The organism is Deltaproteobacteria bacterium, from assembly GCA_009930495.1.
GTDB lineage: Bacteria > Desulfobacterota > Desulfovibrionia > Desulfovibrionales > Desulfomicrobiaceae > Desulfomicrobium.
Genome location: RZYB01000097.1, coordinates 1 through 10,425, shown reverse-complemented (window position 1 = coordinate 10,425; position 10,425 = coordinate 1). Strand labels below are relative to the sequence as shown.

Here is a 10,425-nt window from a genome sequence, read left to right as displayed (position 1 = left end):
AGGACGCGGGCGCATTCGTCCAGGGCGTCGCGAAAGACCGGATAGGTCCGGTACACGTCCCGCCCCATGCCCGGATACTGGGAGCCCTGGCCGGTGAAAAGCAGGGCCAGCTTGTCCGGCGCGGCTCCGGCCTGGGCCGGAACAGCCGCGCGCAATTGCTCCGCGACCTCGGCCGGAGTCCGGCCCACGGCCGCGACGCGGCAGGAAAAATGGGCCCGCCGGCAGGCCGCGCTCCGGCACAAGGCGGCCAGCTCCAGGGGCGACATGGCGTCCACCCGCGCCGCCGTGGTCTGGGCCAGTTCGCGCAGGGCCTCGGGCGTCTTGGCCGACAGCGGCAGCAGAAAGGCCGACGGCGCGCTGTCCGGCTCGGCCGGTTTCGTGGCCGGGGCGGAGTATCCCTCGATGATGGCGTGGCCGTTCACGCCGGAAAAGCCGAAGGCGCTCAGGCCGGCCCGGCGCGGCCCCTCCCACGGCGTGAGCGCGGTCGGAGCGTCCAGCCCCCGTCCGCGCCAATCAAAGCGGGTGTTCGGCGTCTTGACGTGGATGTTGGCCGGAATGGCCGCATGCTCCATGCACAGCAGCACCTTGACCAGGGCGGCCAGGGCCGCGGCCGGTTCGAGATGGCCGATGTTGGCCTTGACCGAGCCCAGGCGCAGCACCGCGCCCGGTTCGGGGCGATAGGCCTCGGCCAGGGAATCCAGCTCGATGGCGTCGCCCAGGGCCGTGCCCGTGCCGTGGGCCTCGACATAGCTCACGTCGTGCGGTTCAAGCCCGGCGTCGGCCAGGGCCTGGGCGATGACCTTTTGCTGGGCCAGGCCGTTGGGCGAGGTCAGGCCGTTGCTTTTACCGTCCTGATTGATGGCCGTGCCGCGCACCAGGCCCAGGATGCGGTCGCCGTCGCGCTCGGCGTCGGACAGACGCTTGAGGAGCACGGTCACCCCGCCCTCTCCCCGGCCGTAACCGTCGGCGGAGTCGTCGAAGGTCTTGCTGCGGCCGTCGGGGCTGATGGCTCCGAGCTTGCTAAAGCAAATGTGCAGGTCCGGGGTCAGCATCAGTGTCACGCCGGCGACCACGGCCAGGTCCGATTCGCCCCGGCGCAGGCTCTGGCAGGCGCAGTGCAGGGCCACGATGCCGGAGGAGCAGGCCGTGTCCACGACGAAACACGGGCCCTCGAAGCCATAAAAATAGGACACGCGTCCGCACGCTCCGCTCAGGGTCGTGCCGGTCAGGGAATAGGCGTCGATGCGCTCGCGCAGGTAGGATTCGCGGTGGGCGTGGCTGTACTCGGTGTTGGTCATGGCCACGAATACCCCGGCCGCCCGGCCGCGCCAGGCAAGGGGGTCGATGCCGGCGTGCTCGAAGGCGCGCCAGCTCAGTTCCAGGAGCAGGCGCTGCTGCGGGTCGAGCTGCACGGCCTCGCGGGCCGAAATGTTGAAGAAAAAGGCGTCGAAGTCCTCGATGGGCGGGCTGGGCGGAGCGAGAAAGGCCGCCTCGCGGGTGTACATCTTGCCCGGAGCCTGCCGGTCCGGATCGAAGTACCGTTCCCGGTCCCAGCGCGCGGCCGGCACGGGAATCACGGCGTCGCGACCCTCGGCCAGAAATTTCCAATATCCTTCAAGATCGTCGATGCCGCCGGGCAGACGGCAGGCCGCGCCGACCACGGCCAGGGGTTCGTCGGCGCGCTCGCGCCGGACGCGGGTTTGGGTCGCGGACGCCGATCCGGCCAGAAGGCGCGCCAGATGTCCGACCAGACTGGCCACGTCCGGATGGTTGAACACGGCCGAGACAGGCACGGGCCGGCCCAGACGCCGCCCCAGAGCCGCGCACAGGCGCGCCGCCAGAAGCGAGGTCAGGCCCAGGGACTGGAAGGGCGCGTGGTCTGTAAACATCCGATCCGGCAGCAAGGCGGCCAGCTCCTCCATGATCCAGGCCTGCGCGACACGGCGGTGCTCATCGGCGTCACGGCCGGTCACAGCTCGCGCCCCGCCACGCGCGCCAGCCACGCCGGTTGCCGCGCCGGTCCATGAGTTCAAAATTTCCACGGCCTGGGCCAGGGTCGCGGCACTGTCCGCGTCCCGGCACATGACGCCGGTGCTTTCCACGCTCAGGCCCATGGCCGTGGCCGTTTCGGCCACCGAGGCCAGCAACACGGCGTGGGGAGAAATCTCGACCACGCGGCGCGCTCCCGCCGCCAGCGCCCGGCGCACGGCCGCCTCGAAGCGCACGGGTTCGCGCACGTGGCGGCGCCAGTAGGCGGCGTCGAAATCCGTGGCCGGGGCGAAATCCCCGCGCAGGCTGGAAAGCAGGGCCAGCCGGGGCGTCCGGGGCGCGACGCCGGTCAGGCCGGCCTTGAATCCGTCCAGATGCTCTTCCAGGGCGGCACTGTGAAAGGGCACGTCCACGGTCAGCATCCGGCAAAAGGTTCCAGCCGGGCAGGCGTCGATCACCGCGCGCAGGGCTGCCGGATCGCCGCTGCAGACCGTGCCGCGCGGCGAATTGACGGCCGCGATCTGCGCTCGGCCGGCCCAGGGTTCGAGCAAAATTTCGACCTCGGCGGAGGGCAGGCCGAGAAAGGCCATGGCCCCGCCGGCGGCCTGTCCCAAGAGCAGACTGTGCCGCCACGCGACCAGGGCCGCGTCCTCGGCCGAAAGCGCCCCGGCGGCCCAGGCCGCGGCCACTTCCCCGCCGCTGTGTCCAAGGACCATGTCCGGCGCGAACCCCTTGGCCTGCAAGGCCCGCCACAGGCCGAACTCCACGGCCAGCACGCAAGGATGGCCGATGCCGGCCGAAGCGATGTCCCTGGGCGCGCCCTGGAGCGCCTCTTCCACGGACCAGCCGGCCAGCCGGGTGAAGGGGGCGTCGAACTCACGCAGCCCGGCCGCGAACGCCCCGTTGGTCATCAATTCCCGTCCCATGCCCGACCACTGGGTGCCGATGCCGGAAAACACGGTCAAAATGCTCATGCGATGAACTCCAGATACTTGCGCGGTGAATTACGCCAGGATGCGCACATCGAGATACGAGGGAAAGCCAACCCGGCCGTCGCCCTGGTACTCCAGCAGGGACCATGCTCCGTCCCTGGCCACTTCCTCGAAGCCGGCGAATTTGTAGGTCACGTACATCATCCGGTTGCGGTCGGTCTCGACGAATTCCGCCTGCAACCGTTTGCCGGCCCGTCCCGCCTCGGCGATGACATGGTTGAGCATGACCGAGCCCACGCCCCGCGACATGACCCGGCAGGACATGAGCAAAAGCTTCAACCTCCAGGCCTCGGCGCCCTTCTCCACCAGGGCCAGACCGATCTTGCCGTATGGCCCGAATTTGTCCTCCAGGGAACTCATCAAAAGCCAGTGGTCCGGGGACAAACGCAGGGCGTCCAGCTCGTCGTGGCCAAAGGTCAGGCCCGTGGCGTTCAACTGATGGGTGCGCTCGGTCAGATCCACGGCCCGCTGCAGATCCCCGTCGGCCACGGGCGCGATGGTGAAGCGCATGTTCAGACTGGCCAGAAAGGCCTCGGTCGGGCCGCTGAAGTTTTCCTCGGCCTTGGCCCGGCTCTGGTCCGTCAGGTAGAGCTGACGGCGCATGGCCGAATCCTCGGTCACGAAACGCGGAATAAAGCGCGCCAGTTCCGGAACGGCCGTCAGCTCGGCCGCGTCCAGACGCAGCACCTCGGGCAGGGCCTGGCCCACTTCCTCGCGCTCGAAGGGCTGGTCGTCGATGAAGGCGAAGGTGTTGAGGCCGATGTTCAGCTTCTGGGCGATGGTCCGCAGGGACTCGCTCTTGGGGCCGAAATGGATCTGCGGATACAAAAAATAGTCCTCCAGGCCCAGCCGGGACAGATTGGCCATGGCGTGGTCGTGGTCGTTGCGACTGGCGATGGATTGCAGGATGCCCCGCTGGTCCAGGCTCTCGACGACCTCGCGCGCGCCGGGACGCAGGCGCTGGCCGCCGCCTTCCAGGAGCACGCCGTCCCACAGGGTCTCGTCCAAATCCCAGACCAGGCATTTGACGGTCTTACTCATGGCGCTTCCTCCGGGGAGCGCGGTGGCGCATGAAGGCGTGGTTGGAAATCATGAGCTGCTGCATCTGCGAGCTGCCCTCGATGATCTCGCAGATCTTCGCGTCGCGGTAATAGCGCATGAGCGGATAATCCGGCGAACAGCCATTGCCGCCGTGGATCTGCACCGCGTCGGACGCGGCGCGCAGGGCGGCGCGGGAACAGAAATACTTGGCCGTGGTGATGAGCATGATGGAATCGGGGGACATGGCGTCGCGCTCGCGCCCGGCGTGCAGGACCAATGCCCTGGCCGCTTCCAGGTCCGTGGCCATGTTGGCGATCATCTCCTGCACGAGCTGGTGCTTGCGCAGGGGTTGGCCGAACTGGGTCCGTTCCTTGGCGTAGAGCACGCTCGCCTCCAGGCAGGCTTCAAGGACGCCGACGCAGCCGCAGCCCACGGTGAAACGGCCATGGTCCAGGGCGTGGGAAGCGACAAAGGTGAAGCCGCCGCCCACGGGTCCGAGCAGGCTTGCGGCCGGCAGCACGCACTCGGCGAAATCGAGGCGGGCGATGCCGGCGGCGCGAAAACCAAGCAGATCCTTCATGGGCGTGATGGTCAGCCCCGGCGTGTCGGACGGGACCAGGAGCGCGACCACGCCCTCCTCGCCCAGGCGGGCCATGACCAGAAAGAGGTGGGCGTGGACCGAGCCGGAAATCCATTTCTTGGCCCCGCTCAGGATCAGACCGTTCCCCTGCCGCCGAACCTGGCACTGGATGCCGGCCGCGTCGCTGCCGAATCCGGGCTCGGTCAGGGCAAAGGCGGCCCGCACCCGGCCCGAAGCCAGCCGAGCCAGCCAGGCCTCGCGCTGCTCGGGCGCGCCCCAGCGCAGGATGGCCTGGGCGGCCATGTTGTGCACGGTGAACAGGCTCAAGAGCGACACGCTGCCGCGAGCCATCTCGGCGCAGAACCGGCACAGGGCCGCGCTGTCCAGCTCCAGACCGCCCACCTCACCCGGCAGACCGGCCCCGAACCAGCCCTCGGCCGCGAACTCGTCCAGAATTTCCGGCGGCAGGGCCTGGGCCTCTTCCCAGGCGTTGGCGTGGGCCAGGACGCGGGCATCGATCCAGGCCCGCATCTCCCGGCCGATTCCGCTCGCGTCAACGGTCATGGCCCTCTCCTTCCACCAGGGCGACGATGGCGTCGATGGACTGGAAATTGGACAGCTTCAGGTTTTCGCGGCTGATGGTCAGCTGGAACTCCTTTTCCACGAACATGACCAGCTGCATGGCGAACAGGGAATTGACGTAGCCCAGCTCGAACATGTTCTCGTCGTCGCCCAGTTCGTCGTCCTTGACGTATTTCAACACAAAATCCCGAATGCTTGCGCGGATATCCTGACTCATGGTTTTGTCCTTGGTCGTTTGAGGTGTTCGCGGTTCCGTGACCGAAAGATCAGGCGTACTCGTAAAATCCCTTGCCGCTTTTGCGCCCGAGCAGGCCGGCGTCGACCATCTTGCGCAGCAGCGGGCAGGGACGGAATTTGGGATCGTTGTAGCTTTCGTACAGACCTTCCAGAGACAGCAGGATGGTGTCCAGCCCGATCAAATCTCCGGTTTCCAACGGCCCCATGGCGTGGCCGAAGCAGGATTTAAAGATGCGGTCCACGTCCTCGGGTCGGGCGACGTTGTCCTGCACGGTCCAGATGGCCTCGTTGACCGTGAGCATGAGCACGCGGTTGGAAACGAAGCCCGGCATGTCACTGACGACCACGGCCCGCTTTTTCATCTGCTTGAGGAAGGCCTTGCCCACGGCCAGGGTGTCCTCGCTGGTGTGATGCCCCCGGATGACCTCGACCACGGGCTTGAGCGGCACCGGGTTCATGAAGTGCATGCCCAGGATCTTGTCCGGCCGTTTGGTCCATGAGCCGATCTTGGTAATGGAAATGACCGAGGTGTTGGCCGCGATGCGCGTATCCGGTCGGCAGATGGTGTCCAGCCGGTGATAGAGCGGCTCCTTCAGGGCCGCCTGCTCGGTGATGTTCTCGACCACGAAATCGGCCTCGGCCAAGCAGTTCATGTCCGTGGAAAAAAGGATGCGCGGCAGGCATTCATCGGCATTGACCGCTTCACGTCCGAAAAGACCGTGCATGCGCATGCCTTGCCGAATCTCCTCCCGCGCCGCGTCGAGCGCTTCCGCGTCCACGTCGACCAAAAGCACGTCCATGCCGTGCATGGCCAAGGCCTGACTCACGCCCCGGCCCATCACTCCGGCGCCGACAACGCCGATACGTTGAAACTCCATATTTCCTCCCGCGTTGCCCATGCCTGGGCGAACGCCACGGCGCGACCAGCCCCCATCGGCATGAAGCCAAGCGGGGATCGCGCCGGGTTGCTCTGTGTTTACCCGTCCTGACCGGAACGCGCCCCGGCCCCGGTTGCGACGGGACGGACGCGCCGCATGCTCATGACCACCTTGAAAAACCAGGGCACGAACAGCGGCGAGATGACCGTCGCCGCGATCATGCCGCCGATGATGCTGCTGCCGAGCACATGCCGGCTGCCCGATCCCGCGCCCGAGGACGTGACCAGGGGCACGCAGCCCAGTATGAAGGCCAGGGACGTCATCATGATCGGCCGGAACCGCAGCCGCGCCGATTCCAGGGCGGCCTCGGCCGGAGAGCGGCCCGCGGCCACCTCGACCGCGGCGAATTCGACGATGAGGATGGCGTTCTTGGCCGCCAGTCCGATCAGCGTGACCATGGCCACCTGGACATAGATGTCATTGGCGTACCCCACGACGAAAATGGTCGCCAGGGCTCCGAACAGGGCGAAGGGCACGGCCAGGACCACGGCCGTGGGCAAGGTCCAGCTTTCGTACTGCGCCGCCAGAATCAGGAAGACGAGCCCCAGGCCGAGGGCCAGCGCCCAATAGTTGGTGCCGCCGCCGGCCTTCTCCTGAAACGAGGACCCGCTCCAGGCCAGGGCGTAGCCTTCGGGCAGCTTGGCGCGGACCAGATCTTCCAGGGCGGCCATGGCCTGCGGGTTGCTGTAACCGGGCGCGGCCTGACCGGACAAACGGGCCGCCGGCACGCCGTTGAAGCGCGTCAGGGCGAAGGCGCCGCTGGTCGGCTTGACGCTGACGAGATTGGCCAGCGGGATCATGTCTCCGGCGCGGCTGCGCACGAAAATGGCGCCGAGGTCTTCGGGACCGGCGCGGAATACGGGCTCCGCCTGCAGATAGACCTTGAAGGCCCGGCCGTGCAGGGTGAAGTCGTTGATGTAGCTGCCGGACAGGGTCGCGCTCAAGGTCCGGTACACGTCGCCGACCTCGACGCCCATGAGCTTGGCCTTCTCGACGTCGAGATCGACAAAAATCTTGGGCGTGCCGAGACTAAGGGCGCTACCCACCCCGCGCAGCTCGGGCCGTTCGGCCGCGGCCGCGCTCAAGACGGCGGCCTGGGTGGCCATGTCCTCGATGGACGCGCCGCCGGTGTTCTGCAGAAAACCATCCAGCCCGCCGACCGTGCTCAAGCCGACGATGGGCGGCGGGTTGAAGGCCGCGAGCATGCCGTCGGTCACGCCGATCCCGAAGATCTTGCCGGCAATGGCCTGTGACGATTGCTCCGGGGCGGTCCGTTCGTCCCACGGCTTGAGCATGACAAAGGCCGCGCCCGCGTTGCCCACGGTTCCGGTCCCGCCGAGGAGGTCCGTGCCGGCGATGGTCAGGACCGAATCCACGGACGGATCGCGCAGCATGGTCGAGGACAAGGTGTCCAGCACGGCGTCCGTGCGCGGCATGGCCGCGCCTTCGGGCAGCATGGCCACGGCGATGACGTAGCCCTGGTCCTCGTCCGGGGCCAGTCCCTCGGGCACGCGCTGCAGCAGTGCCCACGTACCCCAGCCCAGGGCGCACATGGCCAGGACGGCCAATATGTTGGATTTGAGGATCAGGCGCACGCCGGCCAGATAGACGGCGTTCAGGGCGTCGAAGGCGGAATTAAAGGAACGCGCGAACCAGCCCTGGGGCCCGTGCTTGGCTTTCAGCAGCCAGGCGCACATGACCGGGGACAGGGTCAGGGCCACGATGCCCGAAATGGTCACGGACAAGGCGATGGTGATGCCGAACTGCCGGAACATCTCGCCGGTCATGCCGCCCATGAACGAGACCGGCACGAAAACCGCGCACAGCACGAGCACGATGGCGATGACCGGCCCGGTCACCTCGCGCATGGCCTTGGACGTCGCCTCGCGCGGGGAAAGGCCCTCATCGTGCATGATCCGCTCGACGTTTTCGAGGACCACGATGGCGTCGTCGACGACGATGCCGATGGCCAGGACCATGCCGAACAAGGTTAATGTATTGATGGAAAACCCGAGTAGGTGCATGCCCGCGAAGGTGCCGACGATGGCCACGGGCACGGCCACGCACGGAATAAGGGTGGCCCGTGGGTTCTGCAGGAAGACGAAGATGACCAGGGCCACCAGGACCATGGCCTCGAACAGGGTGCGGACCACCTCTTCGATGGAGATGCGCACGAAAGTCGTCACGTTGTACGGAATGGCGTGTTCCATGCCCGGCGGGAAGTCGCGGCTCAGCTCGTCCATGGTCGCCGCGATGCGCTCGGCGGTCTGCAGGGCGTTGGCGCCGGGCGTGAGCGAGATGCTGATGCCGGCCACGGGCTGACCGTTCAGCTTGCTGCGCACGCCGTAGTCGGCCGCGCCGAGCTCGACGCGGGCCACGTCGCGCAGGCGCATGATGCCCTTCTCGTCGTCGACGCGGATGATGATGTCCCCGAATTCCTCCGCCGTGGCCATGCGGCCCTGGGTGCTGACCAGCCATGTCGTCTTCAGGTCGTCCGGCGCGGGTTGCAGCCCCACCGTTCCGGCCGCGTACTGGGCGTTCTGCTCCTGGATGGCGCGGGCGATATCCTGCGGGGTCAGGGCGAAGGCGGCGAGCTTGGCCGGATCGAACCAGACGCGCATGGAATATTCTTCGGAAATGAGCGATCCGGCCGCGGCCACCCCGGGCACGCGCTTCAGGCGGTCGATGACGTTCAGGGCGGCGTAGTTGTTCAGGAACAGGCTGTCGTAACGCCCGTCGGGGCTGGACAGGGTGATGATCAGCAAAAATGAACCCGAGCCCGAGGTCACGCTGACGCCGAGACGCCGGACCTCGTCGGGCAGGCTGGCCGTGACGCCCTGGACGAGGTTGCCGACCCGGCTGCTGGCCACCTCCGGATCTGTGCCCAGGGCGAAGGTCGCGGTCATGGACATGACGCCGTTGGCCGAGCACGTGGACTGCAGATACAAAAGATCCTTGGCCCCATTCACGGCCTGTTCCAGGGGCGCGGCCACGACCTGGGCGATGACCTCGGGGCTGGCGCCGGGATAGATGGCCGTGACCGAGACGGCCGGGGGAACCAGATCGGGGTACTGGGCCACGGGCAGGCGTTGCAGGGCCAGGACCCCCATGATGACGATGACCAATGAAATGACCATGGCCAGGACCGGGCGGCGCAGAAAGAACACATCGCGCATGCCCTAGCCCTCTTTCCGGGCTTCGCCGGCAGGCTGTTCCCCCGCGCCGGCTTCGCGGGGCGCGACCTTCATGCCCGGCCCGACCTTGCTCACGCCCTCGACCACGATCCGCTCGTCGCCACGCAGACCGGAAGCCACGAGAACGGAGCGCCCGACGCGGGCCAAGACCTCGATGGGCTGAAACGAGACAATGTCATCGTCGGACAGAACAACGACCGCCGCGCCGTCCCGGCTTTGGAGCACGGCATGATCGGGCACGGCAATGGCGTCCGTGAAGGTCAGAATGTCGAGGGTGACGCGGACGACCTGTCCCGGCAACAGCGCCTTGTCCGGATTGGGAAAACGCGCCTTGGCAAGCATGCAGCCGGTTTCGCGGCTGATGACCGGATTGCCGAAGACCATGGTCCCGGCGTGGGGATAGGTCTGCCCGGCGTCGATGGACAGCGTGGCCGCGATGGTTTTGTCCATGACCGCGCGGCCGCTGGCCAGATGGCTCTGGATGCGCCGGACCTGGGTGTCGGACACCGGGAAGACGACCTGGACCGTGTCGACGTCGTGGATGGTGGTCAGCAGGCTGTCGGGCGCGCCGGGGCTGATCAGGCTGCCTTCGTTTTGCAGGGCCATGCTCGCAAACCCGGTGATGGGCGCCTTGACCTTGGTCAATTCCAGATCGATGCGCGCCGCGCGCAAGGCTGCCTCGGCCTCGGCCAGTCCGGCCTTGGCCGATTCGAACTCCGTCCGCGCCAGATCCCGGTCCCGCTCGCTGATGGACTTGCGCGCGGCCAGCGGCTCCGCCCGGTCCAAATCGCGCTTGGCGTTGGCCAGCCGGGCGCGGATGCTGGTCACGCGGCCGACCGCCTGATCGACCACGGCCTGATAGGGCGCGGGAT

At 67.4% G+C, this 10,425-nt stretch carries 7 protein-coding genes; all 7 read right to left on the bottom strand.

The window, feature by feature from the left end:
- The coding region (locus EOL86_09015; protein NCD25716.1) for an acyltransferase domain-containing protein at positions 1-2,963 on the bottom strand (2,963 nt) is incomplete at its 3' end.
- A gap of 30 nt (positions 2,964-2,993) precedes the next feature.
- Positions 2,994-4,022: an HAD-IIIC family phosphatase gene (locus EOL86_09010; GenBank protein NCD25715.1), complete on the bottom strand. Its 1,029-nt coding sequence runs from the start codon at positions 4,020-4,022 to the stop codon at positions 2,994-2,996.
- Complete coding sequence (locus EOL86_09005; protein NCD25714.1) at positions 4,015-5,166, bottom strand: acyl-CoA dehydrogenase; 1,152 nt, start codon at positions 5,164-5,166, stop codon at positions 4,015-4,017. Before EOL86_09005 ends, EOL86_09010 begins: the two co-directional genes overlap by 8 nt.
- Positions 5,156-5,401 (bottom strand): acyl carrier protein, encoded by a 246-nt coding sequence (locus EOL86_09000; protein NCD25713.1) that lies wholly within the window; start codon positions 5,399-5,401, stop codon positions 5,156-5,158. Before EOL86_09000 ends, EOL86_09005 begins: the two co-directional genes overlap by 11 nt.
- Before the next feature lie 49 nt (positions 5,402-5,450).
- Positions 5,451-6,299, bottom strand: coding sequence for a 3-hydroxyacyl-CoA dehydrogenase family protein (locus EOL86_08995; protein NCD25712.1), 849 nt, complete (start codon positions 6,297-6,299; stop codon positions 5,451-5,453).
- A 98-nt stretch (positions 6,300-6,397) separates the two neighbouring features.
- Positions 6,398-9,535 (bottom strand): multidrug efflux RND transporter permease subunit, encoded by a 3,138-nt coding sequence (locus EOL86_08990; protein NCD25711.1) that lies wholly within the window; start codon positions 9,533-9,535, stop codon positions 6,398-6,400.
- A 3-nt stretch (positions 9,536-9,538) separates the two neighbouring features.
- Positions 9,539-10,425, bottom strand: an 887-nt coding sequence (locus EOL86_08985; protein NCD25710.1) for an efflux RND transporter periplasmic adaptor subunit, incomplete at its 5' end; no start/stop codon positions are given.